Raw genomic sequence first — 25646 nt, 5'->3', positions numbered from 1 at the left:
CGGATTCTATTCCATCGCCCAGCGAATATTTTTTGCCGATTTTCACATCAGCAGGAAATCCTTGGGCTGCGGTAGCGGCGGCAGGTCGGTTTCTCCCAGCGCTTCGCGCAGATTGATCTCGATCGTATCCGCAAGCGCACCGATGGCGAGCGCATTGGGGCGATGGCCGAAAGGGTCTTCCAGTTCGTCGCCCAGCGCATCCAGGCCAAAGAAGGTATAGGCGATCAGGGCCGTCACGAAGGGCGAGCCCCAGCCGAGCGTATCGACATAGCCGAAAGGCAGCAGGAAGCAGAAGAGATAGGCGGTCCGATGCAGAAGCAGCGTATAGCCGAAAGGCAGCGGCGTATTGCGCAGCCGCTCGCAAGCGGCCTGGGCCGCGCCCATCTGCCCGATGCTGATATCCAGCATCTGATACTGGATATCCGAAATCGTGCCCAGTGCCTTCAATCGCGCCAGATCGGCAGACATGAGGCGCAGAATGAGATCGGGCTTGTTGCGGGCCGCATGGTAAAACTCCGCCTCGCTCGGAGTGAGCAGGCGGAGCACCTTGGCCTCGTCGCTGCCGGGCCGCAGAAGACAGACCAGCGCCTGTGCAAACGCCATGGTCAGGCGCAGCAGGTTCTTGCGCGCCTCGGCGCCCGGCTCGCCCGCGCTCTCCAGCACCAGCGTCTGCCGGGCGAAGCCACGCGCGAGATTGACGAGCTGCCCCCAGTCGCGCCGCCCCTCCCACCAACGGTCGTAGCAGGCATTGTTGCGAAAACCGAGGAAGATCGAAAGCGCGATACCGAGCAGCGATAGCGCCGAGCCGTTGAAGGAGACGATGAGGTTCGGCCGCTCCTCATGGCCCCAGACGATCAATGCTGACAGCAGAAAGATGGCAATGATCTGTGGCAGGATACGCCGGATGATCGACCCACGAAGGATGAAGAAAAGCTGGAAAAGATTCGGCCGGTCGCGGACGATCATGGCGAAGCGCACTCTCGATGAATGTCAGGTGGCGCAGCAATACACCAGACGCGCTGAGAGTAATGAGCATTTCTTGCAAGGCGGCCGTGACCGGCGGGCATCGCTCGCCGGTTAGCTCATCGGCTATCGGTCAGTTCGCGCCGACGCTCGCGGTCACCAGAACCGGGTCGGGGCGATAATCCCTAGGAAAGAGATGCTCGAGGTTCTTAATCTTCGGCAGATCGTTGATGACGATGTACGGATACGTCGGATGCGTCGTCAGAAAATCCTGATGATAGCTCTCGGCGGCATAGAATTGCCGCGCCGGCTCGATCTTGGTGACGATCATGGCGTCGAAGACCTTGGCATGGTTGAGCTGATCGATATAGGCCTTGGCGATATCGGCCTGTGACTGGCTGGTCGGGAAGATAGCCGAACGATATTGCGTCCCGGTATCCGGCCCCTGATAGTTCAGCTCCGTCGGATCATGCGCCACTGAGAAATAGATCTGCAGCAGATGGCCATAGCTGATCTTGTGCGGATCGAAAACGATGCGCACGGATTCGGCATGGCCAGTGTCGCCACCGCTCACCATTTCATAATGCGCAGCATCCTTGCTGCCACCGGTATAGCCCGACGTCGCGCTGATGACGCCATTGACGTGCTGGAAGACGCCCTGCACGCCCCAGAAGCAGCCGCCGGCAAGCACCGCCGTCTCCGTGTTGGCGGAGGCTGCCTTCTCGTCCATGCTCGGCGCGGGAATGACACGTGCGTCCTCGGCCGAAGCACGGCCGACAAATTGCAACGCAACGCCGCCAAGCAACACTGCCGCCGTCAGGCCGGCGAAACGAACAAAGCGTGCTGAACGGAATCGGATCATGTCCGTCGATAAAATCTTCATGGTGATTTCCTCTCGACCGCGATGCAAATGCTCCGGTCACAAAGAAATACGGGAAGACAGGCTCTTTTGTTACACACGCCCGCGTGTAACACCGAAACGTGAATGACGCTGTGACCTGATTCAATAATGCGGCGGCTTGGTAATGGCCGGCGCTTCGAGCGATTGTTCCTCCAGCGTCAAAAACCGTTCGGTCAGCCGGTCAAGCTTCTGCCTGGTCTGTTCGACGACCTTCCATTGCTCGGCAATCTGGTCGGACAGCTCCTCGATCGTCTTGGCCTGATGGGCGACCGTCTCCTCGAGTTTGGTGATGCGGCTCTCTTCGTCTGACATAGCGGACCCCTTTCGCAAGGATCTATAGCACCGACATCGCCGCGTACAGTGCTTCCATTTGGCACGAAGCGAACACCGGCGCCGTTTGACGGCGATATGACAAAACTGAAAAACAGCTGAAAAGACCTGTTACCTGACTGACATGGACGCCTTCTAAAGAGAGCGCATAGACGCGCCCATTTGAAGGCAATCCCTTCCACAGGCGCACCATTCTGAAGACCTCGGAGAAGCGCCGTGAAGATCATCCAGATCACCGACACCCATTTGAGCCCCAACAAGCCACATTTCAACGGCAATTGGGAGCCGCTGGCGAAATGGATCGAGGCAAGCGGCGCCGATCTCGTCGTTCATACCGGCGATCTCAGCGTTGACGGCGCCGATAGGGATGAAGATCTCGTCTTCTCCATGGAGATGATGCGGCAGGTCTCCGTGCCAATGCTCATCGTCCCCGGCAACCACGATGTCGGCCACCTGCCCGGCTCCTATCAGCCCGTCAATCCCGAACGGCTGGACCGCTGGCGCCGCCTCGTCGGCCCGGATTATTGGGCGAAGGATGTCGGCAACTGGCGGCTGATCGGCCTCAACAGCCTGCTGATGGGCTTCGAGGATGCCGAGGAGCAGAAGCAGTTCGACTGGCTGCAGGAGATGCTCGAAAGCCGTGGCGAGCGTCGCATTGCCCTCTTTGCCCACAAGCCGCTCTTCGTGGATACGCCCGATGAGGGCGATACCGGCTACTGGAGCGTACGCCCGGCCCAGCGCCGCAGGCTCTACGATCTGATCGCAGCCCATGACGTGGCTCTCTTCGGCAGTGGCCACCTGCACTGGAGCTGGGGAGGCCGCTTCAACGACACCAACCTAGTCTGGGCGCCGCCCGGCGCCTTCATCCTCGACAAGATGGAGCGCGAAATGCCCGGCGAACGGCTGATCGGCGCAGCGATCCATGAACTTGGCGAAACGGTCTCGACGGAGCTCGTCGCCGTACCCGGCATGACTGCCTACTTCCTCGATGATGTCGTCATGGAAGTCTATCCGCAGGCCGCCCCCAAGGCAAAGGAGCCGACCGAATGAGTGCGCTTTCGCTTCGCGGCATCGCCAAATCCTTCGGCGGCAACGCCATCCTCAAGGGCGTCGATCTCGACGTCCAGCCCGGCGAATTCATCGCCCTCGTCGGCCCCTCGGGCTGCGGCAAGAGCACGCTCTTGCGCATCCTCGCCGGCCTCCACCATGCCGACAACGGCGAAATCATCCTCGGCGGTAGCGACGTTTCCGGCGTAGCGGCAGCAGACCGCAACATCGCCATGGTCTTTCAGTCCTACGCGCTCTATCCGCATCTGACAGCCTCGGAAAACATCGCCGTGCCGCTCGCCATGCGCCGCCTGTCGCGCGTCCAGCGCCTGCCCTTCATCGGCTCGCTCATCCCCGGCCAGCGCGCAGCTCGCGCCGGCATCATCCGCGATGTCCGCGACATGGCCGTCTCGCTGAAGATCGATCACCTGCTCGACCGCAAGCCGGGCCAGATGTCGGGCGGCCAGCGCCAGCGCGTGGCGCTGGCCCGCGCCATGGTCCGCCGTCCCGCCGTCTTCCTCATGGACGAGCCGCTTTCCAATCTCGATGCCAATTTGCGTGTCCATGCCCGCGGCGAGATCGTCGATCTGCACCGCCGCGCGGGCGTGCCGACTGTCTACGTCACGCATGACCAGGCCGAGGCGCTGTCGATGGCCGACCGCGTCGCCGTCATGATCGGCGGCCAGCTGCTGCAGCTCGCCTCTCCCCAGACGATCTATGACGACCCGGCCCATGTGGAAGTCGCCCGTTTTGTCGGGCAGCCGCGCATCAATCTGCTGCCGGCGCTCGCCGAAAACGGCACCGTCGCCTTCGGTGGCATCCGGCTGGCGCTCGACGACAGCAGCTTTGCCGGCAGGAATGTGACCCTCGGCATTCGCCCGGAATTCGTGCAGCTCTCCCAGGACCGCCAGGATGCGCTCGCCGCCCATATCGAGCGCATGGAATTCCTCGGCTCCGAAGTCATCCTCTATGCCAAGCTCGACGCCATCGGCGAAACCATGGTCGTCAAGCTCGCACCGGCAGAAGTTGCAGGCCTATCCGCCGGCATGCCGGTTGCGCTGACGCTTGCAGCCGAACAGGCCATGGTCTTCGCCGAAGATGGCCGCCGCCTGCGCGCGAGCCCAACGACCGTCGACGCCACACGGGAGAAGGCGCATGGCTAGCATTGCCGCCACATCCGTACCGATGAGGACGGCCGCGGCACGCGAACGCAGCGAAGCCCGAACTGCGCTGCTCTTCGCCCTGCCCGCCATCATCCTGATCGTGCTCTTCATCATCGTGCCGATCGTCGCCGTCGTCGTACTCGGCTTCACGGATTTCCAGCTCGGCGACAAGAGCCTGCGTTTCGTGGCTTTTGAGAACTACGCGCATCTGCTTCGCGACCGCGCCTTCCAGAAATCGCTCTGGAATACGGCGACCTATACCGCCATCGTGGCACCCGTCTCGATCGTGCTCGGCCTCGGCGTCGCGCTGCTGATCGAGAGCGAAGGCATCGGCCGCAGCTTCTTCCGCACGGCCTACTTCCTTCCCGTCGCCTCGCTGATCGTCGCGATGGCGACCGTTTGGCAATATCTCTTCCACCCGACGATCGGCCCGATCAACGCGCTGCTCGGCGAGATCGGCGTGCGTGGCCCGAACTGGCTCGGCGCCTCGGCGACCGCGCTCTACAGCCTGTCGATCATCGGCGTCTGGCAATCGGTCGGCTTCAACATGGTGCTGTTTCTCGCAGGCCTCACCGCCATCCCGCGAGAACTCTACGCCGCAGCCGAAGTCGATGGTGCGAAATCGTCCTTCGACCGCTTTTGGCTCGTCACCTGGCCGATGCTCGGACCGACGACGCTGTTTGTGACCACAATCAGCATCATCAATGCGGTGAAGGTCTTCGACACCGTAAAGGCCCTGACCGACGGCGGTCCGAACCATGCCTCCGAGGTCCTGCTCTTCACCATCTACCAGGAAGGCTTCGTCTATCTGCGCGTCGGCTACGCCTCGGCGATGACCACGGTCTTCCTCGCCATCCTCGTGGTGCTGACCTTCCTGCAATATCGCGTCCAAGACCGGCAGGTGCATTACACATGACCTCGACAGGCTTCACTCCCGGCCGCATCCTGCGCCTCGCGATCCTGATCCTTGGTTCGCTCATCTTCCTGGCGCCCTACATCTTCATGATCTCGACCGCCGGCAAGGCGCAGGACGATATCTTCACCTCGGCGCTGAAGCTGATCCCGACGCATTTCTATTACGTCGAGAATATCGCGAAGGCGCTGAGCAAGGTTTCGATGGGCACGCTGCTGTTCAACGGCGTCCTGGTCTGCGGCCTGATCTTCTTCTTCCAGGTGCTGATCGCCATCCCCTGCGCCTATGCCATGGCGAAGCTGAAATTCCCGGCCGCACGCACCATGATGGTGCTGGTCATGCTCGGGCTGCTGATCCCGATCCATGCGACGGCGCTGCCGCTCTATGTCGGCTTCAACAGCCTGTCGCTGCTGAACAGCTATGCCGCCCTGGTCGCACCCTTCTCGATCTCGGTCTTCGCGATCTTCATGTTCCTGCAGTTCTTCCGCGCCATGCCTGACGATCTGATCCATGCCGCCCGCCTCGATGGCATGTCTGAAATCGGCATCGTCGCCCGCGTCATCGTGCCGAATGCCTGGCCGGCAGTCACGGCTTTCGCGATCTTTTCGGTGGTCGCGCACTGGAACGATCTCTACTGGCCGCTGATCGTCATCACCAAGCAGGAATATTTCACGCCGCCGCTGGGTCTCATGTATTTCCGCGCCGCCGAAGCCGGCGACGACTACGGCGCGCTGATGGCTGCAACCCTCATCATCACCCTTCCCCTCGTCGCGGCATTCCTTCTGGCACAGAAGCGTTTCGTCGAGGGCATCACCATGACCGGTCTCAAAGGCTGACCGGTTCGAAATTCGAAAACGGAGAACGAGCGATGAAGCATATCACCCAGATTCTCGCCGCCGCGGTCATTTCGATGGTCGTGTCGGTCCCGGCCTACGCCGAAACAACCCTGACGGTTCACTATCCCATGCCGGGCTTCTTCAAGAACGTGATGGACACGATCTCGAAGAAGTTCATGGAAGAAAATCCCGACATCAAGATCCAGTTCGCCGCTCCTTCGGCCACCTATGAGGAAGGCATCCAGACCATCCTGCGCCAGGCCGGCACCAGCGAGATGCCCGATGTCACCTTCATCGGCCTCAACCGCCTGCGCATGATCGACGAGCGCAATGTCGCCGTCGACCTCGGTCCCCTCGTCAAGAAAGAGGGCAATATGGCCGAGCAAGGCTTTTCGGACACGATCCTGAAGCTCGCCCAGGTCAAGGGCAAGCAGGTCGGCCTCGCCTTCGCGACGTCCAACCCGATCATGTATTACAACGCCGACCTGGTGAAGGCTGCCGGCGGCAACCCGGACAACCCGCCGAAGACCTGGGACGAGGTCATCGCGCTTGCCGGCAAGATCAAGGCGCTCGGCAATGGCGTCGACGGCATGGACTTCCGCTGGCAGGGTGACGACTGGATGTTCTCCGCCCTCCTCTTCGGCGCCGGCGGCAAGATGCTGAGCGACGACGAGACGAAGGTCGCCTTCAACGGTCCCGAGGGCCAGAAGGCCGTCGAACTGATCCAGCGCTTCGTCAAGGAAGGCGGCATGCCGGTCTTCACCAAGGCTGCCGGCGAACAGGCCTTTGCAGCCGGCAAGGTCGGCTTCGAATTCCAGACGACCGGTGCTCTCGTCAACACCATCAAGAATGTCGGCGCCAAGTTCGACCTGCGCACCGCCAAGCTGCCGCTGATCGACCCGGTCAACGGCCGCCTGCCGACGGGCGGCAACGCCGTCGTCATCCTGACCCATGATCCGGTCAAGGAAGAAGCTGCCTGGAAATTCGCCAAGTTTGCCGCTGGCCCCTATGGCGCCTCTGTCGTCGTTCCCGGTACCGGCTATGTTCCGAACAATGAGCTTGCTGCCAAGTCGGCCGAATATCTCGGCGACTTCTACAAGAAGAACCCGCTGTTCCAGGCCGGCCTCAGCCAGATGTCGATCATGGTTCCCTGGTACGCCTTCCCGGGCTCCAACGGCGTCAAGGTCACGCAGACTATCGTCGACAACCTCTCGCGCATCGTCGATGGCTCGGCAGAGCCGAAGGAAGCGCTCGACGACGCCGCTTCCGACGTCGAGGGCCTGCTGCCACGCAGCTGATCTTTCGAACCCATCTGAAACATCCGCGCCGCCTCTTAACGAGAGGCGGCGTTTTCATATGCAAAGGTATGTCAGGATTGGAGGGGGAGATTGCGCACCGTTCCGCCGGAACGCAGCCGATAGGGCACGGTCAGATGACGCGGCGGCGCGGCATTCTCAGCCATATCGAGCAGCAGCGAGGCGGCAGCGGCACCCATGGTTCCATCCGGAATTTCCACCGTCGTCAGGGACACCTCACCCAGAAAACCGAGGGAAATCCCGTCGAAGCCGGCGACGGAAATATCGCGCGGGATCGAAAGACCCTGACGCCGGAGCGCGCCCATGACGCCGAGCGCCAGAAGATCGTTGGAGGCAATGATCGCCGTCGGACCGAACCGGGAAACGGCATCCGAAAGATCGAGCTGTTCCAGACTATTCACGAAGGAAATCTCCAAGGCATCGAGAGGCTGTTGCCCCGCCGCCTCCATCGCCCTGATATAGCCGAGATAGCGTAGCTTGGCTCGATCCGATGCCGCGAAGTGGCCTGATATGAACAGGATACGGCGGTGCCCCCTTTGCAGGAGGTGCTCGGTCAGGTCCCGGCCTGCACCGAAATTATCGGTCGCGACCGCAGCTGTGAAGCGGCTGGTCGGAAGATTTCCGAGCAGCACGGTCGGCGGGAGGGCGGATGACAGGACCAGACTGCGTTCGGGATCGCAGAGCGTGAGGATCAACCCAGTCGGCTGCTGTTGGAGCAGCGAGGCGACGGCATCGACCTCCTGTGCTGGATCGTAGTTCGATTGCGCGATCAACACACTATGCCCCGCGTGAAGGGCTCGGTTCTGGATACTCGAGAGCGAAGCTGCGAAAACCGGATTGGTGATGCTGGGAATGAGCACGCCGATCGCCGGCCGGCCATTGGCGCTGCGACTGCCGGCGCGATAGCCAAGCTCTGCCGCCGCCCGGCGCACGCGCCGTACCATCTCGTCGCTGACCGGACCGGTGCGATTCATCACCCGGCTGGCGGTCGCAACGGAACAACCGGCGCGAAAGGCGACCTGCTGGAGCGTCGACATGATATCAATCACCTCCGGCTTCGGTGTCAGCTCTCGACTGCTGCAGCCCTAAGGGAATGTCGGGGATTTATATCAGGCCGATGACACTTATTTGACAGCCCTCCGCGCGCACCGCGACAATCCGGCCCTTGATCTTTGCTGCAGCGCAGCAGATGCTCGTCCCGCTCGCAGCCGCCAATGATGCTGTCATCAACCGATGCCATGATTGCCGCGCTGTGATCCGCAGATCCGCCCCTCGAAAGGATGCTCTCATGTCAGAAGCACGGACGCCTGCCTCCACCACCGACAAGATCGAAAGACTGTTTTTCCTCGATATCAACGACGGACGAATCCTCTCCTCCGCCATCGACGGCACCGATTTGAAGCTCATCGTCCAGCGGCAGGGCCGCAGCCCAGACGGCATTCTCGTCGACAGCGAGAACGGCTGGATCTACTGGACGGAGATGGGCAACGACTACAACGCCCATGATGGCTCCATTGAGCGCATGGACCTCGACGGCGGCAACCACATCACGCTGATCCCGCCGGGCAGCACGCTCGTCACGCCGAAGCAGATCCAGCTCGACCGCGACAACGGCAAGCTCTATTGGTGCGACCGCGAAGGCATGCGCGTCATGCGCGCCAATATCGACGGCAGCGATATCGAAACCCTTGTGCAGAACGGCGACAGCCCGGAAGATAGTGCCGATATTGAACGCTGGTGCGTCGGCATTGCCCTCGATCTGCCACTCGGGCAGATCTATTGGACCCAGAAAGGACCGCCGGATGCCGGTCTCGGCCGCATCTTCCGTGCCGGCATCAATATTCCCGCCGGCGAAACCGCAACAAGCCGCAGCGACATCGAAACCCTGCTCGACAAACTGCCGGAACCGATCGACCTAGAACTGGATCTCGCCACCCGCACGATCTACTGGACCGACCGTGGCAATCTCCCCCGCGGCAATACCGTCAACCGCGCAGCGATGAACGATATCGCCGCAACCTCCGAAGTCGTCCTCGAGGGCCTGGACGAAGGCATCGGCCTTTCGCTCGATCTCCCCAACAACCGCATGTTCTTCACGGACATCGGCGGCAATCTCTATTCCGCCAGCCTCGATGGTTCGGGCGAGCGAGAACTGCTGCATCATGCCGGCTCGTTCACAGGGATTGTTTACGCGGAGATTTGAGGTTGGAATATGCTTTGTGTGCCTAGCGTGGCGCTTTGGGGCCGACCCTCGTCCTTCGAGGGGCACTCCTTCGCCAAGCTCAGTCGCTCCCGCCTCAGGATGAGGGCGGAACAAGCCGCTCGCCTGAAGCAATGATGCTGAAGCTATTTTTATTTGGTGCGTTTGGTGGAAGAGAGTAGCCCTCACCCTGAGGAGGGTCCGAAGGACCCCTCGAAGGGCGAGGGCGGATGAGGCTCTGATCAGTTACTTGCGCACGCCATCCAGCAGATGCGGCAGCGACTTTACTCCATCGTCACACAGCTCAGCCGGCAGCAATCCTTCTGGCAGATCCTGATAGGAGACCGGGCGCAGGAAGCGGCGGATGGCGAGCGTGCCGACCGAGGTCGTGCGGCTGTCCGAGGTCGCCGGGAAAGGCCCGCCATGCACCATGGCATGGGAGACTTCGACACCGGTCGGCCAGCCATTGGCGAGGATGCGCCCAGCCTTGCGCTCCAGCACCGGCACCAGCTTGGCGGCCGTCGCATAATCTTCCGCTTCGACCTGCAGCGTCGCGGTCAGCTGGCCCTCGAGCTTTTCCGCAACGGCGATCATCTGATCGACGTCTTTGCAACGCACGAGAAGGCTTGCTGCGCCGAAAACTTCGTGGCCCAGACGCTCGTCGGCGAGGAACTCCTCCGCTTCTGTCTCGAAGAAGATGCCCGGGCTCCGGTTGACGCCTTCGGTCGGGGCACCGTGAGCGACGGTCTTGACAGCCTCATGTTCTGCCAATGCCGCAACGCCCTTGTCGAAGGCGGCGTGAATGCCTGGTGTCAGCATCGGTGCGGGCGCACGGCCGCTCAGCGCATCGCCGGCGGCCTGGACGAAGCGGTCGAGATCGGGGCTTTCGATCGCGAAAAGCAGACCAGGATTGGTGCAGAACTGACCGGCACCGAGTGTCAGGGAATCGATGAAACCTGTGCCGATCGCCTCGGCGCGCGCGGCAAGTGCTGCCGGGAAGAGGAAGACGGGATTGACGCTGCTCATCTCGGCATAGACCGGGATAGGTTCCGGCCGGGCAGCGGCAATGGCGCCAAGCGCCAGACCGCCGCCGCGCGAGCCGGTGAAGCCGACTGCCTTGATGCGGGGATCGCGCACCAGCGCCGCACCCGTCTCGTTGGCGCCGGTCAGCAGCGAGAATGTGCCTTCCGGCAGACCACAAGCGGCGACGGCGGCGCGAATGGCGCGGCCGACAAGCTCGCCCGTCCCCGGATGGGCAAGATGGCCCTTGACGACGACGGGGCAACCGGCGGCAAGAGCCGAAGCCGTATCACCACCGGCAACCGAGAAGGCGAGCGGGAAATTGCTGGCGCCGAAAACGGCGACCGGGCCAAGCGGGATCTGGCGCAGGCGCAGGTCCGGCCGAGGCAGCGGCTTGCGCTCCGGCAAGGCCGGATCGACGCGCAGATCGAGCCACTCGCCGGCACGGACCACCTGTGCGAAGAGCCGCAACTGGCCGACGGTGCGGGCGCGCTCACCCTGCAGACGCGCCACCGGCAGGCCGGTCTCTTCCGTCGCCCGCTCAATCAGTGCATCGCCGATTTCCATGATATTGTCGGCAATCTTTTCGAGGAATACTGCGCGCTGCTCGGGGCTGGTCGCACGGTAAACGTCAAATGCCTGCGCCGCCAGTTCGCACGCTTTGGCAACGTCGCTCTCGCCGGCGATCGCAAAAGCCGGCTCCAGGCTTGCGCCGGTTGCCGGGTTGATGGCACGCACGGTTCTGTTGCCGCCGGTAGAATCTGAGCCGATCAGCAGATCGCCGCGAATCTCGAAAGACTGTGTCATGGGTATTCCTTAACGATGTCGGAGCGCTAGGTGGCGCTGCGAGAGCAGATAGCAGGACGGGATGACAGATATAAGATGATAATCGTCATCTAATTATCAAGGTACAAGTCCTGAGATCAAGGCGTCTGCGTCAATTAATCATACTTTTTCCAGATATGGCGCTGCGGCCTCTTTCGTGCCAATTTAGCGCCCATCCGAAAGACCGAGTGCGACCAAGTCCCCATGTCCATTGCACTTCTTGGCGATCCGATCGTCCAGTTCTTCATTCTGGTTGTCGTCGGCACGTTCGTCAGCCGCGTCATGCTGCGTCGTCAGCGGGCCGGCCGCCTGATCGGTCAGGTCGCCTTTTTCGTCTGCCTGACCGCACTTTTGTTCTATCACGGCATCGTGCCCTATGAGCCGAGCCCGCCACAGGACTCGGTGACGCTGCGCACCTTCACGGGCTTTGCCAAGATCGTCTGGTGGGTCAATGGTGCCTGGGTACTGATCGCCTGCGTGCGGCTGTTCCTGATTTTCGAGCGCAAGCCCCGCGAAGGCCGGCTGCTGCAGGATCTGATCGTCGGTGTCATCTATCTCGGGGCCATTCTCTCCATCGTCGGCGATGTTTTCAGTGTGCCCATCGGCACCTTGATCGCGACATCGGGCGTCTTCGCCATCATTCTCGGCCTTGCCTTGCAGAGCACCCTGAGCGACGTCTTCTCCGGCATCGCTCTCAATCTCGGCCGCCCCTACTCCGTCGGCGACTGGATCGTGCTCGAAAATGATGTCCAGGGCCGCGTCGTCGAAACCAATTGGCGCGCCACGCAATTGCTGAGCGGCACCAACGATCTGGTCGTCATTCCGAACAGTATCCTTGCCAAGACGCGGCTGACCAATCTTTCCGCGCCCGATGAGAGCCATGGCGCCACCGTCACCGTTCGGATTCAGCCCACCACTCTACCGCGCATCATCGCGGATGTGATGCAGAACGTCTTGATCAGCTGCAATTCGATCCAGAAGAACCCGGAACCCAATGTCGCCATCAATTCCATCGATGGGCAAGCGATCGAACTGCAGCTGTCTTTTCGCGTGCGCGACATGTCGCTGACCCAAGCCGCGAAGAACGAGATCTATGATCTGCTATTTCGTCACGCCAAGGCGGCAAACTTGAAATTCGCCGATCCCCCCGGCACGATCATGCTTCCGATGGAGCAAAAACCCGAGGCGGCCGACGAGAAGCAACATGCACCCGGAACGCCCTGGCGATTGGTCAGCAATATCCCCCTGTTCTCTTCGCTGACCGAGGATGAAAAGGAACATCTGGCGTCACATATGCAGCGCCGGACCTATCGCAAGGATGCCGTCATCGCCGAACAGGATGCCCGCATGAGGGCACTCACGATCGTCCGCTCGGGCGTCGTCAGCATCACCCGCCGCGAAGGACATCGCCAGATCGAGCTGACGCGCCTTGCGCCAGGGGATTATTTCGGGGAGAACGGGCTGCTGATGGGGTCGGGTGAAGTCGGGACGGTTCGCGCCCTGACCTTCGTCGTCACCTACGAAATCGGCGAGGAATGTCTGGCGCCGCTATTGCACGATCGGCCGACCCTTGCCGAAGAGCTCGGCGCCATTCTAGCAAAACGCATCGAGGCGGAGCAGCATCTCTTCGCCAATGCCGATATGCTCGGCCATGGCACTCACGTGACCTCGCTAAGCTCGCGCATCAAGCATCTCTTTCAACTGCAGCAGCACGATTAGGCCGCGTCCGCTGCCTTCGTCGATCGCGAAACAGCAAAGAGATTTCGCCCGATGGCGCGGGCGGTGTCGAGATGGGAACTCATATCCTGCGTCTCCGTCAGCAACAATTCGGAGGTCGCGACGGGAGCGCCGCAATAACCGAAAATTCCATGATCGATCTGCGTCCTCATGGCGCCGAAATAGCCGTGGCGCGCATAGGTGCGCATGGTCGCACCGCCGATGGCGATCAGATGGACGCGGAGATGGCCTAACCTTTTGATCGTTCCGTTACCCGGTATGTCGTCATAGGCCCAGCCATTGCTGAACACCCGGTCGATCCATCCCTTGAGAAGTCCGGGCATGGACCACCAATAGACGGGATAGACGAGTACCAGTGCATCCGCACGATCGATCCGCGCCTGCTCGGCAACGACATCCTCGGGCGATGGACCTTCTCTGAGATGGGCTGCGATATCGGCAGCGCTGAACCTCGGATCAAAACCTTCCGCCGTAAGATCCGCGATTTCGAATGTAGCGCCCGAAGCCGTTACACCCTCGGCGACTTTGGCCGCGACGCAGTGGCTGAAAGAAGCCGAAGCCGAATTCGGATTGGAGACGACGATAAGCGCGTGCATGTGAAAAACTCCTGCTGACACATTGTGAGCGGCGGCTCAGTTTTATATACTTTTAGTAAGTTACTTTTGGTATATAGCGATGTCAAGCATGCAGACAAAGAAACCGGAGTCCCGCAGCCGGCTGACGCGGGAGGAGCGCTACCGGCAGCTCATTCAGGTTGCCTGGCAAATCATCGGCGAAGAGGGAACGGAAGCCCTGACATTGGGCCGGCTTTCTGAGCGTGCCGGCGTGACGAAACCTGTGGTCTACGACCACTTCGCGACCCGTTCCGGCCTGCTGGCTGCGCTCTATCGCGAGTTCGATATCAGGCAGACGGAGGTGATGGACAAGGCGCTTGATGCAAGTACCCCGACACTGGCAGGTCGGGCGGAGGTGATAGCGGCCTCCTATGTCGATTGCGTGCTGCTGCAGGGGCGCGAAATACCCGGCATTATCGCCGCGCTCGCGGGCTCGCCGGAGCTTGAAAAAATCAAGCGCGAATATGAAACGGCCTTCCTCGAGAAGTGCCGTGCGTTGCTTGCTCCCTTCGCTACTACCGGTTCCATTGCATCGGCAGGCCTCTGGGCGATGCTGGGTGCGGCCGAAGCCCTGTCCTATGCCGCGACGACGGGGGATATCAGCCCGCAGCAGGCAAAGGACGAACTCTTTGAAACCATCAAGGCCATGGTTGCGAGAAACAGATGAAGGCCAGCCAACGCCGCCGCATTCCAGGTAGAGCCCCGCATGGCGGTCAGTTCGATTGCGGTGTCGGCACCGCCTTGACCTGCCCCGTATAAAACGACTTGGCATCGCCCGTGAACTGCTCGCGCGACGCTGGCCGCGTGTAGAACATATGGCCGCCGCGATAGAGCTTCATCTCCATGCGATCCGCAAAAGCGGGTGGCATATGGTCGAGCACATATTTGTTCACGCCGAAGGGAATGACGAGATCGCTGTAACCCTGCCCAATCATCACCCGGAATGATGGCGAGAGCGACAGCAGCTCCTTGAGATCGTCGCCAACACCGGCGGTCCCGCGCGAGCCGCCATTGCGCCCACCCCATTTCCATTCCCTGTTCACGGATGAGGACAGCAGTGTGTAGGTCATGTCGGTATGGAAGCCCAACTCGTCACGGGCATAGCCGGAAAAGGCACCACCATAGGCGCGGACGAAGCCATCCAGAACCGGATCGCCGCCATGCTCGGCCTCCGACTGCGGATAGGGGTCGGGCGCCAGGAAGGAAGCATCATAAGCGCTCGCCACATCCGCCCCATCGCCATCGGAATGCTTGCGATAGACCCCGCCGAGAAAGCCCTGGTTCTTGGCGACGACATCCTGCTGTATGCCGGTCAGCTTCGCCACGCGCCCGTAGAAGGCTTGGCCGGCATCTCCCGAGGGCGGACGCCCTGCAAGAATTGGCAGATATTCGTTTAGGGCAAACGCCTCGGCATCCTGAACCGCCTTCTCGCTGAAGGCATTTTGCCGTTCCAGCTCGGCCGCCGCCAGCGACGGCAGTTGCAAGGCTGCGCCAAGCGCATCCTCACCGCCGCCAAAGACAAACCGGCCCTCCAGCAGGGGCGACAGCATCACGACGCCGGAAATCAGAATGCCCTGATCCTCGCGCAGGCTGTTGGCAACCTTAATCGAACGAAATCCGCCATAGCTCTCCCCGAGAATATATTTCGGCGATGCCGCCCGGCTGTTATGGGCGACGTAGAGGGCAATCGCCTTGGCAAGGCTTTCGGCATCGCTGTCGACGCTATAGAAATCATTCTGATCATCGGGCTTGGCAGTGCGGCTCCAACCGGTACCGATCGGATCGATCAGCACGAGATCGGTAAATTCGAGCCAGCTTTGCGGATTGTCGACCAGCTTGGCATGGGCGCCATCGCGCCCGTCCGCGCCGAAATCGACGATGCGTGGGCCGACGAGCCCGAGATTGAGGAAGGCCGAAGCCGCGCCCGGCCCGCCATTGAACACGAAGGTCACGGGGCGGCTCGTATCCCGGTTCTTGGCGACATAGGCAGTGTAGAAGATCGCGGCACTGCGCTGACCATCCTGGCCGAAAAGATCGAGCGTTCCGGCTGTCGCCGTGTAGGGAATGGTCTTGCCATCGGCATTCAGCACATGATCGCTCACCGCATCAGGCGGCAGGAGCGAGAGCACGCCACCGGCGCTTGCAGGCGTGCCATGACCTTGCTCGGGCGGAGCGGCGGACGCTGTTGCCGATAGCAGCGAAAGGGCCAGCGCCAGGCCGGGAACCATCTGGCGAAAAGACATGAAATCACATCCTCCAAGGGGATCGTCGCATAGACGTCATTACTGGCGATACTATGTCACAGACGACAAGCGCCGAAACTCAAGAGATGTTGATTGATGGTCTCAGCCTTTTCGAAGAACCATGATCTTGAGGGTCTATATATCGTTTGCCAAAGTGGTATGTGCCGCGGGGACATCAGCCCATAATGAGATCGCAAGGGAAACGACGATGAAACAGGATATCGAAATCAAGACGGCCGACGGCACCGCCAAAGCCGCCATATTCCGCCCCGAGAATGGCGCGTCAGCCGAGCATGGCGTGATACTCTATATGGATGCCATGGGTCCGCGCGCGGCGCTCGATGGCATGGCGCAGCGGCTGGCTGATGCCGGCTATATCGTGCTGCTTCCCGATCTCTTCTATCGCTTCGGCGCCTATGGCCCCTTCGACGGCGGTGCCTTTGGCAATCCGGCCTCCCGTGAAACGATCATGACGATGCTGCGCGGCACGACGCAGGAAATGACCAAAGTCGATAGTGCCACCTTCCTCGACGCTCTCTCAGCTGCCGGAGCCAAAGGCGCGGCCGGCGTTGTAGGCTATTGCATGGGCGGGGGCCGCGCGCTGACTGCCGCTGCCTCTTATCCCGATCGCATCGCGGCAGCCGCAAGCTTCCACGGCGGCAATCTTGCGAGCGACGCGGAAGACAGCCCGCACCGGCTCGCCGCCAATATCAAGGCGCGCGCCTATATCGGTGTCGCCGGCGTCGACAACAGCTTTCCGCCGGAACAATCGGCGCGTCTTGCCGAGGCGCTCCGCACTGGCGGCGTCGATCACACCATCGAAAACTATGTCGGAATGGCGCATGGATGGACCGTGCCGGATCATGGCGTCTATGACGAGACCGGCGCCGAAAGGCATTGGAAGCGGCTGCTGAACCTGTTCGAGGAAGCCCTGGTGTAATCGATCGATGACGGCATCCCGTTGGCATCACGAGCGGGATGCCGCTATCCGATCCAGAGATCAGAACTTGATCCTGTCGATGCTGGTCAGCGTCGTCTTCTGGGAGACGCCGGGCGCATTGACCATGTGCCAGGCCACATATTGCTCGCCATAGAGCTCTGTCGATGACATGCCGTCGACGGGCAGCACGATATTCATACCATTCAATGCGGCATCCGTTGCCGTATCGAGCACCGCGCCCTCAGAGGCCGTACCCGTGACGATGACGGTCTTCATGCCTTTGTCGGAAAGAATGCTGCGCAGGTTGGTGCCGATAAACTTGTCCGGGCCGGATTTGACGATCGGTTCGCTCGCCAGAGGCGCCAGCGCCGTTGCGATATCCTGCGCCTCGCCAGCGCCGGCCAGACTGAAGACGACGAGCATCTCCTTGGCGCGCGCCTGATCGAGCAGAGTTTTGACCTTGGGGACGGACGCCAGACAACGCGGCTTGATTTTTGCATTGCACGGCCCTTTGGTCGGGTCCTGTGCGCCATTGAAATCAAGGATCAGAAGCGCCGTCGTCTTCGGATCGACGGTAACCTCCTTCAGCTCCGGCGCCGCCGGCGGCTTCACCTTCTGCCAGTCATCGATGATCGTCTGGGCGGCTGCCGGCGAGGCCAGCGCAGAACTGAAGCCTATGCATAGGATTGCAAAACCCGCACCGAATGCAAAGCTTGTCTTGCCAACCCTGCCGCTTGTTTTTCTGATCGAGTTCCTCTCCTGCATCGACGTCCTCTTGGATTGACGGTGGTGGAAGAGAGATAGGCCATAAATTCCGACAGGGCACCGAAACTCTTCGTGATGCGCTGCCCGCCCAGATCACGGCGAGCGACAGGGAGCCGCTAGAGCGGTTCAGTTTTCCACGGAATCTCTGAGCCGCTCTATCCCTTTGTTTTCACGCAATCCCGGACGGAAAACCGCTGCGCACTTTTCCCGCAATTGCTTTAGGCGCCGGCATCGTCGGACGGCTGTTCGCTACCTTTTTCGCCACCACGCAGCGTCTCCAGCAGATTTTGCAATCCCTGCCTGATCACTTCGATTTCGCCCGAACCGGCCATGTCGGACCAACGCTGCTCCACCATCTTGCCGGCGGCCATGGCGACCGGCCGCACACCCTTGCCGCGCTCGGTCAGAAACACCAGCCGCGCACGCCGGTCGTTCGGATCCGGTTGCCGTTCGACATAACCCAGGCGCTCCAGCTCCTCCACCGCCTGGGTCATCGTCTGCTTGCGCACATGGGCGAGCTTGGTGAGTTCGCTCACCTGGATGCCTTCCGGACGCGCGAAGGTGAAGACGTTGGAATGCGGCGGGCGGATGTCACGAAAGCCGGCCTCCTCCAGCGCGGCATCGACAGCTTGCGCATAATGCTGATGAACGAGCCGCAAAAGCAGGCCCAGCGACAGATGGGGGGAAATAGGTTCTTTCATGAATATAGACAGGCGCCTGACTATTATGGTAGATAGACAGGTACCTTACCATTCTTACCAAGGAAAGGATATCCACATGCCCTCGCTTAACGTGCTGGATTCAACCATTTTCTATCAGGACACGGGAACGGGAACGCCTTTCGTCTTCCTACATGGTAATCCCACCTCATCTTACCTCTGGCGAAATGTGTCGCCTGGCGTCACCACGTCGGGCCGTCGTCTGGCGCCTGACCTCATCGGCATGGGCCGCTCCGGCAAACCGGATATTACCTACAGCTTCCACGATCACGCCCGCTATCTCGACGCCTGGTTCGACGCCCTGGCGCTGAACGATGTCGTGCTCGTCGGCCACGATTGGGGCGGCGCGCTCGGCTTCGATTGGGCAGCTCGCCATCCAGAGCGTGTGCGCGGCATCGCCTTCATGGAAACGATCGTCCGGCCGATGACCTGGGACGATTTTCCGGGCGCGCGTCCTCGCTTTGAAGCTCTCCGGTCGCCTGGTATCGGTGAGACCAAAGTGCTGGACGAGAATTTCTTCATCGAGCAGGCATTGAAGGTTACCGTTCTCAACGGCCTCAGCGAAGAGGATCATACCGTCTACGCGGCACCCTATCTGACGCGCGACAGCCGACGGCCGCTGCTCGCCTGGCCCCGCTCGATGCCAATCGAAGGAGAACCGGCCGACGTGATCATGCGCATCGAAGCCTATGACGCCTGGCTGGCAGAAAGCGCTGATGTCCCGAAGCTGCTGCTGACCTTCGAAGGACCGGCAGAGACATTGCTGATCGGCGAGGTGATGACCGCCTGGTGCCGGGAGAACATAGCCGGCCTCGAGATCAGGAATTGCGGGCCGGCCAGGCACAATGCGCCGGAAGATCAGCCGGAGGCCATCGCGTCAGCGATTTCCGAGTGGGCGGATCGTCACGCCTTCTCCAGATAGGCCTTGTAATCGAGCGAGAGCCTTGCGCCACTCCTGCTCGATCGCTAACCATCGGGAACAATCCATCGTTGACAAAAACCTGCCAGCCCATAATCTGCGCCTAAGCCCTTGCGATTGCCCATTTTTCTTTTGGAGATCGGGATCATGCCGGCAAACTGCATGAGACGACTGGTTCTGGCAGGCATTCTCCTAGGCATATCTGCCTATACGACAGCCGCCGCACAGACACTCGACGCTATCGCGCAAAAGGGCACGATCCGCATCGGCTATATTAGCGACGAAGAACCCTTCTCCTTCAAGAAGAAGGACGGCAACCCCACGGGATATGCCATCGACCTCTGCGGCAAGATTGCCGATGCTGTCGGTACCAAGGTCGCCAATCTGAAGCGGGACTATGTCGAAACCACGCTTGCCGATGGCTTCGATGCAGTCAAAAACGGCCAGGTCGATCTTCTCTGCGGCGCCATCACCATCAATCTCGGGCGACGCCAAAGCGTCGATTTCTCGCAGCCGATCTTCATCACCGGCGCAAGCGCCCTGCTGCGCAAGGATTCGCCCGATTATCTGATGGCTTTGTTCCTCGACAAGCGGCTGGCGCAAGTCTCCGCCAAGCCCGCCCCTGCAACGAGCACGATCGGTGTTCGCGCCGACACGACAACGGGCGCGACCCTGCGCGAGGCGCTAGGCTCCGATGTGCCGAAGACGCGGATCGCCGAGTTCGCCACGCATCAGGACGGTCTGGTCGCGCTCGAAAACCACAAAATTGATGCCTATTTCGCCGATCGCGCCCTGCTCTTCGATCTCGCTTCCCATGCGCATGATCCGTCCACGCTTGCCATCGGCAACCGCCTCTTCACGCATGAGCCCTATGGCATCGCACTCCGGCAGGATGACTCCGCCTTCCGCCTGCTCGTCGACCAGACGCTGACCGAGACCTACCAGTCGGATGATTTCGCCAAGCTGCTGACCAGCTATTTCGGCCAGGAAGGCCCGATCCTGCGCCGCGAGATCATGATGCAATCGATCCCGCAATAATGCGGCAACAACTCTCCGGTTGTCACAAAGTCGCCTTTGCGACAATTCTCCTGATCACATGTCGCCAACAAACCCAACCATTCCGGACGGGACAGCGTGACGGTCGTCGTGCAAGCATCTTCAATATGTCGTAGACAGGCTCTGGTCGCCGCCGCACACGTCATAAAATCCGTCTTCAATATCAATCAGGGTCGCACGCAATGGCAGTATTTCCTCAAAAGGCGAAGGTCGTCATCATCGGTCTCGGCGGTATCGTCGGCGCATCGATCGCCCACCATCTGATCGAGCGCGGCTGGGACGATATTGTCGGCATCGACAAATCAGGCATCCCGACGGATATCGGCTCGACGGCGCACGCCTCCGACTTCTGCTACACGACGAGCCATGATTTCCTTTCCTGCTGGACGACCCTCTATTCCATCGATTTCTACGATAAGCTCGGCCACTATGCCCGCGTCGGCGGCCTGGAAGTTGCGCGCGTCGGCGATGATGACCGCATGGCCGAAATCAAGCGCAAGGTCACCTCGGGCAAGGCCTTCGGCACACGCGCCCGCCTGATCGAGCCTGCCGAGATCAAGGAAAAATTCCCGCTGATCGAGGAAAGCATGGTTCAGGGCGGCATGTGGGACCCGGATGCCGGCCTCGTCATTCCCCGTTCGCAGACCGTTGCCGGCAAGCTGATCGACCAGGGCGAGAAGAGCGGTAAGCTGCAATCCTTCGCCAATACGCCGGCCCAGTCACTGATCGTTAAGGATGGCCGCATCAGCGGCGTCGTCACCCATCGCGGCACGATCGAAGCCGAATATGTGATCGTCTGCGCCGGTCTCTGGGGCCGCCTGATCGCCGAAATGGTCGGCGAGGACCTGCCGGTCATGCCGGTCGACCATCCGCTGACCTTCTTCGGCCCCTACAATGAATTCGCCAATACCGGCAAGGAAATCGGCTTCCCGCTGATGCGCGACCAGGGCAACTCCGCCTATATGCGCGACACCGGCGACCCGAAGACCGCCGAAGGCGGCCAGATCGAATGGGGCTACTACGAAGAGAAGAACCCGCGCCTCTGCCATCCCCGCGATCTCCTTGAAAAGCACGAGGCCCGCCTCTCCCCTTCACAACGCGATCTCGACATGGAGCAGATCATCGAGCCGCTCGAGCGCGCCATGGAACTGACGCCAATCCTCGGCGAACTCGGCTATAATGAGGGCCATTCCTTCAACGGCCTCCTGCAGGTCACGACCGATGGCGGCCCATCTGTCGGCGAAAGCCAGAAGGTCCGCGGCCTCTGGTATTGCGTCGCCATCTGGGTGAAGGACGGCCCGGGCTTCGGCAAACTGGTCGCCGACTGGATGACCGACGGCCGCACGCCGATCGATCACAACAGGATCGATTATTCCCGCTTCTACCCGCATATGCTGGAAGAGAAATTCATCGAAGGCCGCTGCACCGAGGCCGCGCAGAAGATCTACAATCCCGCTGTCCATCCGCGCGAGCCCTACGCGACCGGCCGCAACATCCGCCGCTCGCCCTTCTATGAGCGCGAAAAGGAGCTCGGCGGCTACTTCATGGAGCTTGGCGGCTGGGAGCGTGCGCATGGCTATGCCGCCAACGAGCACCTGCTGGAAAAATATGGCGATCGCATCCCCGTGCGCGAAAACGAATGGGATAACCGCCATTTCTGGCGCGTCTCCAATGCCGAGCATCTGGCGCTCAGCGAAGATTGCGGCATCATCAACCTCTCGCATTTCGCAATGTACGACATCGAAGGCCCCGATCATGTCGAGCTGCTGGAATGGCTCTGTGCGGCCAAGATCGGTGGCGATGCCAATATCGGCAAGGGCATCTACACCCACTTCCTCGACGACGAGGGCATGGTGCGGGCCGATTTTACCGTCATCCGCATGGCCGACCGTTGCCGCCTGATCGACGGCGCCGATGCCGGCCCGCGCGATTTCCACTACATGCGCCGCGTTGCCGAGGACAAGGGCTTTGACGTCACCATCACCGACGTCACCGAACGCTATGTCACGATCGGTATCTGGGGACCGAATGCCCGCACCAACCTGCAGAAGGTCGTCGAAAACCCGGAAAGCCTTTCGCACGAAAACTTCCCCTTCGCCGCAATCAAGCAGATCCGCATCGCCGGCAAGAACGTCACCGCATTCCGCATCTCCTATGTCGGCGAACAGGGTTGGGAACTGCACATGGCCTATGGCGACGCGCTGGCAGTCTGGGATGCGCTGCGTTCGACGGGCGCCATTGCCGTCGGCGTCGAGACCTATGCAAACAGCCGCCGCATGGAAAAAAGCCTGCGCCTGCAGAATGCCGACCTACTGACGGAATATAATCTGCTCGAAGCCGATCTCGCCCGCCCGAAAGTCAAGGACGCCGATTTCCGGGGCAAGGCGAAGCACCTCGAATACCGCGCCCGCGAGCACCAACCGGCCATGCTCTGCACGCTTGTGATGACCGACAATATCGACTCCAGCGGCGTTGCCCGCTACCCCGTCGGCATCTTGCCGGTCATGGATCCCGAAACCGGCGAAACCCTGATCGACGAGCTCGGCCGCCGCTCCTTCACCACTTCGATCGCCTACGGCCCGACCATCGGCAAGAACATCGCCCTCGCCTATCTCCCCTGGTCCTATGCCCAGGAAGGCCGTAAGCTGCAGGTCGAATATTTCGGCGAGACCTACCCGGTAGAAGTCGCCGGCGTCGGCTACAAGCCGCTTTACGACGCGGAGAATGTGAAGCCGAGAAGCTGATCTCCAACAGACCGGAAAGCGAGGTCATGCCTCGCTTTCCGGTTGTCTGTCGGGCCGGACGTCCGTCAGGCCGTGTGATCGATGATGGCCTGCGCAATCTCGTCAATATCGCGCTCGTGGATTTCGTGCCCGCCACCCTCGACCCGGTGCAGCCGGGCATCTCGCACGACCTTGGTGAAGGCCTCACCGTGTCCTATAGGAAACAGCGGATCGGCCGTGCCATGGATCGCAAGCACCGGCAGCTTGATATCGGAAGCTTGAAGTCTTTCGGGCCTTTCCTCGCTCACGAGCGTGAAATGGTTCGTGGCACTCGCAAATGACGGTGCCCGGGCCATGTCACGGGCGATCAGGGCATTTGCAGCGTCATGATCATGCGGGTGCCGGGTGCCGGCAAGCATGGCCGTATCGCGACGCAAAAAATCGGCAATGGCCTCGAGGTTCGACCAGTCGATTGCTTCGGCAGACCTGGAATGCTCTTGATAGGCCTTTGTCGAGGAAGGCAAGCCCTCGACGCCGAGCGGTGATGTGCTGATCAGCGTGAGGGTCCGAACACGTCGAGGGTGGCGCAACGAGACTTCCTGCGCAACGACGCCGCCCATCGACTTGCCCACCACATGCGCTGTTTCCAATCCATAGCCGTCGAGAATGGCGATGGCATCGTCGGCAAGGTCGCTGAACAAATAAGACGGCTCACCTTGCGGATAATGCGTCGAAAGGCCTGTATCGCGCTGGTCATATCGGATCACATAGCGTTGACGGGCGGCAAGCGCCTCGCAGAACCTGTCCGGCCACCACAGCATCGAAGCCATCATCCCCATGATCAATATGATGGGCGGGCTGGAGGGATCACCGAAAGCCTGGGTCTGAAGTTTCGCTCCCTTGACCTCGATTGACGTCTCGGTGGCGATGAATGATCTCGTTTCTTCCATGACAGAATCCATCCGATTGCAAATCGCAACTGGATTGATATTGCATAACTGATATTATTATGCAATCAGTTTATGAGGAAGCTGCAACACGGTCATCGACGTCCGTCAGAACAGTTCCAGAAAAGCGCTCAGCAGTTTTCCATTCGGAATTGCGTGGGAATAATGCCGTTGGAGCTGTTGGAAGATCTTGCAAGAACTGCGCCCGATGGAGATCGAGGCGAGACAGGGGGGGCTTGTAGTGCTGCAATGTGCTGATTTTTACGACGCTGAACTATCACGGCATAACCGGCATTTGCGAGCCGCCGCCCGCGTCCGGACGCATGAGCGGATACTCGATATCGGCTGCGGCGCTGGGCAGACTACCCGCGAAGCAGCTCTTGCCGCAACACAAGGCAGCGCGGTCGGCGTGGACACCTCCGCCGAGATGCTGGAGATTGCCCGCCAACGTAGCGCTGAGGCAGGGTTGCGCAACGTCAGCTTCGAGCTGGGTGACGCACAAAACCACAACTTCCCAGCAGCCGGCTTCGACCTATGCATCAGCCGGTTCGGCGTTATGTTCTTTGCCGATCCGCCGGTGGCATTCGCCAACATCGCCCAAGCAATCCGCCCGGGTGGACGCATCGCCTGGATGGTATGGCAAAGCCAGGAGCGCAACGAATGGTCTGGCGCCATCAGGCATGCGCTGGCTCCGGGAAGCGCAATTCCAGAAAATGCCGGCAAGCCGTTCTCGCTTGGCGATCCCACCATGGCCAAAGAGCTGCTAAACGCCGCCGGCTTCACCTCGATCGACTTCACCGAGGTGAAGGAACCAGTGTTTTATGGAGCAAATGTCGAGGCCGCCCTCGATGCCCTTGCCGGCCTCTATATGGTCAAGGACGCACTCATGTACACCAACGAGGCACCCGACCAACCACTGCAGCGGCTGCGTAATTTGCTGGAAGCGCACATGACCTGCGAAGGCGTGCTCTTCGACTCCCGCGCATGGATCATCACTGCCGAGCGAGTCCGTTCACTGAGCAGCAGTCTTCGCGCGAGCGCTATCTAATGTATTTTGGAGAGATTGGTTGCGGGGGCAGGATTTGAACCTGCGGCCTTCAGGTTATGAGCCTGACGAGCTACCGGGCTGCTCCACCCCGCGCCATCGCAAACCGCTGCGCGGTTTGTCGCGAGTAGCAAGCCGGCGGAGCCGACTTGCGTCATCCACGTAAACCGCGGAGCGGTTTATCGTGTGTTTCCAGCGTAAACCCGAGGGGTTTATCGCGTGTTAGGTGGGCACCTTTTGGAGCGCACCTGCTTTCGAGATGCCTGTTATTCCAGGTTCTCGAAGAAGAAGTCGTTATCAGAAGCGACAAAGGCCGCGTTAGCGGCCTATTGTAACACGGCCTGGCCGTATTTCGGAGTGTGACGAGAAGATTTTGTGAGGCATAAGCCGCTGAAGCGGTTTAGCGTGGAGTTGCGATTAGCAG

General features: G+C 60.8%; 23 protein-coding genes and 1 tRNA gene. 13 read left to right on the top strand and 11 right to left on the bottom strand.

The genetic code is table 11. The features are described 5' to 3' along the window. Positions 1 to 42: 42 nt before the first annotated feature. The 3 genes from JJQ51_RS31625 to JJQ51_RS31615 all read right to left on the bottom strand — a co-directional run bounded on the left by JJQ51_RS31625 (position 43) and on the right by JJQ51_RS31615 (position 2176). A complete protein-coding gene (locus tag JJQ51_RS31625; RefSeq protein ID WP_269245764.1) occupies positions 43 to 966 on the bottom strand; it encodes a bestrophin family protein in 924 nt (307 codons plus the stop codon). Positions 967 to 1096: 130 nt separating this feature from the next. Further along, complete coding sequence (msrA, locus tag JJQ51_RS31620) at positions 1097 to 1846, bottom strand: peptide-methionine (S)-S-oxide reductase MsrA (protein WP_113389272.1); 750 nt, start codon at positions 1844 to 1846, stop codon at positions 1097 to 1099. A gap of 120 nt (positions 1847 to 1966) precedes the next feature. After that, positions 1967 to 2176, bottom strand: coding sequence for a SlyX family protein (locus JJQ51_RS31615; protein ID WP_069615920.1), 210 nt, complete (start codon positions 2174 to 2176; stop codon positions 1967 to 1969). A gap of 234 nt (positions 2177 to 2410) precedes the next feature. Between JJQ51_RS31615 and JJQ51_RS31610 the strand changes: the two genes are divergently transcribed. Genes JJQ51_RS31610 through JJQ51_RS31590 form a run of 5 tightly spaced genes read left to right on the top strand, consistent with a single transcriptional unit; the run spans position 2411 to position 7451 of the window. Continuing rightward, on the top strand, positions 2411 to 3244 hold the full coding sequence (locus JJQ51_RS31610; protein WP_113389273.1) for a metallophosphoesterase family protein: 834 nt from the start codon (positions 2411 to 2413) through the stop codon (positions 3242 to 3244). Continuing rightward, on the top strand, positions 3241 to 4404 hold the full coding sequence (locus JJQ51_RS31605) for an ABC transporter ATP-binding protein (protein WP_269245763.1): 1164 nt from the start codon (positions 3241 to 3243) through the stop codon (positions 4402 to 4404). The genes JJQ51_RS31610 and JJQ51_RS31605 overlap by 4 nt, the downstream gene beginning before the upstream one ends. Continuing rightward, positions 4397 to 5320, top strand: a complete 924-nt coding sequence (locus tag JJQ51_RS31600) for a carbohydrate ABC transporter permease (protein WP_269245762.1) — start codon at positions 4397 to 4399, stop codon at positions 5318 to 5320. The genes JJQ51_RS31605 and JJQ51_RS31600 overlap by 8 nt, the downstream gene beginning before the upstream one ends. Next, positions 5317 to 6153 carry a carbohydrate ABC transporter permease gene (locus JJQ51_RS31595; RefSeq protein ID WP_113396080.1) on the top strand — a complete coding sequence of 279 codons (837 nt, stop codon included), beginning with the start codon at positions 5317 to 5319 and terminating at the stop codon, positions 6151 to 6153. The genes JJQ51_RS31600 and JJQ51_RS31595 overlap by 4 nt, the downstream gene beginning before the upstream one ends. A gap of 32 nt (positions 6154 to 6185) precedes the next feature. Continuing rightward, positions 6186 to 7451 (top strand): ABC transporter substrate-binding protein, encoded by a 1266-nt coding sequence (locus tag JJQ51_RS31590; RefSeq protein ID WP_145636584.1) that lies wholly within the window; start codon positions 6186 to 6188, stop codon positions 7449 to 7451. A 71-nt stretch (positions 7452 to 7522) separates the two neighbouring features. Here the strand turns inward: JJQ51_RS31590 and JJQ51_RS31585 are convergent, their stop codons facing one another. Continuing rightward, positions 7523 to 8506: a LacI family DNA-binding transcriptional regulator gene (locus JJQ51_RS31585; protein WP_269245761.1), complete on the bottom strand. Its 984-nt coding sequence runs from the start codon at positions 8504 to 8506 to the stop codon at positions 7523 to 7525. A 251-nt stretch (positions 8507 to 8757) separates the two neighbouring features. On the opposite strand from JJQ51_RS31585, the gene JJQ51_RS31580 reads away from it, so the two are divergent. Further along, positions 8758 to 9672 (top strand): YncE family protein, encoded by a 915-nt coding sequence (locus tag JJQ51_RS31580; RefSeq protein WP_113389325.1) that lies wholly within the window; start codon positions 8758 to 8760, stop codon positions 9670 to 9672. Between the two features lie 243 nt (positions 9673 to 9915). Here JJQ51_RS31580 and JJQ51_RS31575 read toward each other — a convergent pair whose 3' ends face one another. Continuing rightward, positions 9916 to 11496 (bottom strand): aldehyde dehydrogenase (NADP(+)), encoded by a 1581-nt coding sequence (locus JJQ51_RS31575; protein ID WP_269245760.1) that lies wholly within the window; start codon positions 11494 to 11496, stop codon positions 9916 to 9918. 222 nt (positions 11497 to 11718) lie between these two features. Here JJQ51_RS31575 and JJQ51_RS31570 point away from each other — a divergent pair, with 222 nt between their 5' ends. Then, positions 11719 to 13233, top strand: a complete 1515-nt coding sequence (locus tag JJQ51_RS31570; RefSeq protein ID WP_269245759.1) for a mechanosensitive ion channel family protein — start codon at positions 11719 to 11721, stop codon at positions 13231 to 13233. Here the strand turns inward: JJQ51_RS31570 and JJQ51_RS31565 are convergent. Continuing rightward, the gene (locus JJQ51_RS31565) at positions 13230 to 13847 is read right to left on the bottom strand and encodes an NAD(P)H-dependent oxidoreductase (RefSeq protein WP_269245758.1); all 618 of its coding nucleotides are present in this window, start codon (positions 13845 to 13847) and stop codon (positions 13230 to 13232) included. The two genes, JJQ51_RS31570 and JJQ51_RS31565, sit on opposite strands and share 4 nt — an antisense overlap. Before the next feature lie 79 nt (positions 13848 to 13926). Between JJQ51_RS31565 and JJQ51_RS31560 the strand changes: the two genes are divergently transcribed. Beyond that, positions 13927 to 14532: a TetR/AcrR family transcriptional regulator gene (locus tag JJQ51_RS31560; RefSeq protein WP_269245757.1), complete on the top strand. Its 606-nt coding sequence runs from the start codon at positions 13927 to 13929 to the stop codon at positions 14530 to 14532. 46 nt (positions 14533 to 14578) lie between these two features. Here JJQ51_RS31560 and JJQ51_RS31555 read toward each other — a convergent pair whose 3' ends face one another. Continuing rightward, the gene (locus tag JJQ51_RS31555) at positions 14579 to 16108 is read right to left on the bottom strand and encodes a S10 family peptidase (RefSeq protein ID WP_269245756.1); all 1530 of its coding nucleotides are present in this window, start codon (positions 16106 to 16108) and stop codon (positions 14579 to 14581) included. 208 nt (positions 16109 to 16316) lie between these two features. Between JJQ51_RS31555 and JJQ51_RS31550 the strand changes: the two genes are divergently transcribed. Continuing rightward, complete coding sequence (locus JJQ51_RS31550) at positions 16317 to 17048, top strand: dienelactone hydrolase family protein (protein ID WP_269245755.1); 732 nt, start codon at positions 16317 to 16319, stop codon at positions 17046 to 17048. Between the two features lie 60 nt (positions 17049 to 17108). Here JJQ51_RS31550 and JJQ51_RS31545 read toward each other — a convergent pair whose 3' ends face one another. Then, positions 17109 to 17813 (bottom strand): cysteine hydrolase family protein, encoded by a 705-nt coding sequence (locus JJQ51_RS31545; RefSeq protein WP_269245754.1) that lies wholly within the window; start codon positions 17811 to 17813, stop codon positions 17109 to 17111. A gap of 218 nt (positions 17814 to 18031) precedes the next feature. Continuing rightward, the gene (locus JJQ51_RS31540) at positions 18032 to 18514 is read right to left on the bottom strand and encodes a MarR family winged helix-turn-helix transcriptional regulator (protein WP_269245753.1); all 483 of its coding nucleotides are present in this window, start codon (positions 18512 to 18514) and stop codon (positions 18032 to 18034) included. Between the two features lie 76 nt (positions 18515 to 18590). Between JJQ51_RS31540 and JJQ51_RS31535 the strand changes: the two genes are divergently transcribed. The 3 genes from JJQ51_RS31535 (at position 18591) to JJQ51_RS31525 (ending at position 23251) form a co-directional block, all read left to right on the top strand. Then, the gene (locus JJQ51_RS31535) at positions 18591 to 19454 is read left to right on the top strand and encodes a haloalkane dehalogenase (protein ID WP_269245752.1); all 864 of its coding nucleotides are present in this window, start codon (positions 18591 to 18593) and stop codon (positions 19452 to 19454) included. A gap of 144 nt (positions 19455 to 19598) precedes the next feature. Continuing rightward, positions 19599 to 20489 (top strand): amino acid ABC transporter substrate-binding protein, encoded by an 891-nt coding sequence (locus tag JJQ51_RS31530; RefSeq protein ID WP_269245751.1) that lies wholly within the window; start codon positions 19599 to 19601, stop codon positions 20487 to 20489. A 200-nt stretch (positions 20490 to 20689) separates the two neighbouring features. Then, on the top strand, positions 20690 to 23251 hold the full coding sequence (locus JJQ51_RS31525; RefSeq protein WP_269245750.1) for a GcvT family protein: 2562 nt from the start codon (positions 20690 to 20692) through the stop codon (positions 23249 to 23251). Between the two features lie 65 nt (positions 23252 to 23316). On the opposite strand, the gene JJQ51_RS31520 is transcribed toward JJQ51_RS31525, so the two are convergent. After that, a complete protein-coding gene (locus JJQ51_RS31520) occupies positions 23317 to 24180 on the bottom strand; it encodes an alpha/beta fold hydrolase (RefSeq protein ID WP_269245749.1) in 864 nt (287 codons plus the stop codon). A gap of 205 nt (positions 24181 to 24385) precedes the next feature. Here JJQ51_RS31520 and JJQ51_RS31515 point away from each other — a divergent pair, with 205 nt between their 5' ends. Beyond that, the gene (locus JJQ51_RS31515) at positions 24386 to 25225 is read left to right on the top strand and encodes a class I SAM-dependent methyltransferase (RefSeq protein ID WP_269245801.1); all 840 of its coding nucleotides are present in this window, start codon (positions 24386 to 24388) and stop codon (positions 25223 to 25225) included. A gap of 16 nt (positions 25226 to 25241) precedes the next feature. Here JJQ51_RS31515 and JJQ51_RS31510 read toward each other — a convergent pair. Further along, a tRNA-Met gene (locus tag JJQ51_RS31510) sits at positions 25242 to 25318 on the bottom strand. Positions 25319 to 25646: the final 328 nt, after the last annotated feature.

The sequence above is a fragment of the Rhizobium sp. AG207R genome, assembly GCF_027109195.1.
GTDB classification, from domain to species: domain Bacteria; phylum Pseudomonadota; class Alphaproteobacteria; order Rhizobiales; family Rhizobiaceae; genus Rhizobium; species Rhizobium dioscoreae.
Note: the sequence above shows the minus strand (reverse complement) of the source record. Positions and strands in the feature narration are given on the sequence as shown.

What these genes read in the sequence shown, in the direction of transcription:
- JJQ51_RS31580 (WP_113389325.1), top strand. Translation starts at nt 8,758, where the DNA reads ATGTCAGAAGCACGGACGCCTGCCTCCACCACCGACAAGATCGAAAGA.
- JJQ51_RS31605 (WP_269245763.1), top strand. Translation starts at nt 3,241, where the DNA reads ATGAGTGCGCTTTCGCTTCGCGGCATCGCCAAATCCTTCGGCGGCAAC.
- JJQ51_RS31520 (WP_269245749.1), bottom strand. Translation starts at nt 24,180, where the DNA reads ATGGAAGAAACGAGATCATTCATCGCCACCGAGACGTCAATCGAGGTC.
- JJQ51_RS31555 (WP_269245756.1), bottom strand. Translation starts at nt 16,108, where the DNA reads ATGTCTTTTCGCCAGATGGTTCCCGGCCTGGCGCTGGCCCTTTCGCTG.
- JJQ51_RS31575 (WP_269245760.1), bottom strand. Translation starts at nt 11,496, where the DNA reads ATGACACAGTCTTTCGAGATTCGCGGCGATCTGCTGATCGGCTCAGAT.
- JJQ51_RS31625 (WP_269245764.1), bottom strand. Translation starts at nt 966, where the DNA reads ATGATCGTCCGCGACCGGCCGAATCTTTTCCAGCTTTTCTTCATCCTT.
- msrA (WP_113389272.1), bottom strand. Translation starts at nt 1,846, where the DNA reads ATGAAGATTTTATCGACGGACATGATCCGATTCCGTTCAGCACGCTTT.
- JJQ51_RS31540 (WP_269245753.1), bottom strand. Translation starts at nt 18,514, where the DNA reads ATGAAAGAACCTATTTCCCCCCATCTGTCGCTGGGCCTGCTTTTGCGG.
- JJQ51_RS31560 (WP_269245757.1), top strand. Translation starts at nt 13,927, where the DNA reads ATGTCAAGCATGCAGACAAAGAAACCGGAGTCCCGCAGCCGGCTGACG.
- JJQ51_RS31600 (WP_269245762.1), top strand. Translation starts at nt 4,397, where the DNA reads ATGGCTAGCATTGCCGCCACATCCGTACCGATGAGGACGGCCGCGGCA.
- JJQ51_RS31585 (WP_269245761.1), bottom strand. Translation starts at nt 8,506, where the DNA reads ATGTCGACGCTCCAGCAGGTCGCCTTTCGCGCCGGTTGTTCCGTTGCG.
- JJQ51_RS31550 (WP_269245755.1), top strand. Translation starts at nt 16,317, where the DNA reads ATGAAACAGGATATCGAAATCAAGACGGCCGACGGCACCGCCAAAGCC.
- JJQ51_RS31530 (WP_269245751.1), top strand. Translation starts at nt 19,599, where the DNA reads ATGCCGGCAAACTGCATGAGACGACTGGTTCTGGCAGGCATTCTCCTA.
- JJQ51_RS31535 (WP_269245752.1), top strand. Translation starts at nt 18,591, where the DNA reads ATGCCCTCGCTTAACGTGCTGGATTCAACCATTTTCTATCAGGACACG.
- JJQ51_RS31565 (WP_269245758.1), bottom strand. Translation starts at nt 13,847, where the DNA reads ATGCACGCGCTTATCGTCGTCTCCAATCCGAATTCGGCTTCGGCTTCT.
- JJQ51_RS31525 (WP_269245750.1), top strand. Translation starts at nt 20,690, where the DNA reads ATGGCAGTATTTCCTCAAAAGGCGAAGGTCGTCATCATCGGTCTCGGC.
- JJQ51_RS31545 (WP_269245754.1), bottom strand. Translation starts at nt 17,813, where the DNA reads ATGCAGGAGAGGAACTCGATCAGAAAAACAAGCGGCAGGGTTGGCAAG.
- JJQ51_RS31515 (WP_269245801.1), top strand. Translation starts at nt 24,386, where the DNA reads ATGGAGATCGAGGCGAGACAGGGGGGGCTTGTAGTGCTGCAATGTGCT.
- JJQ51_RS31615 (WP_069615920.1), bottom strand. Translation starts at nt 2,176, where the DNA reads ATGTCAGACGAAGAGAGCCGCATCACCAAACTCGAGGAGACGGTCGCC.
- JJQ51_RS31570 (WP_269245759.1), top strand. Translation starts at nt 11,719, where the DNA reads ATGTCCATTGCACTTCTTGGCGATCCGATCGTCCAGTTCTTCATTCTG.
- JJQ51_RS31595 (WP_113396080.1), top strand. Translation starts at nt 5,317, where the DNA reads ATGACCTCGACAGGCTTCACTCCCGGCCGCATCCTGCGCCTCGCGATC.
- JJQ51_RS31590 (WP_145636584.1), top strand. Translation starts at nt 6,186, where the DNA reads ATGAAGCATATCACCCAGATTCTCGCCGCCGCGGTCATTTCGATGGTC.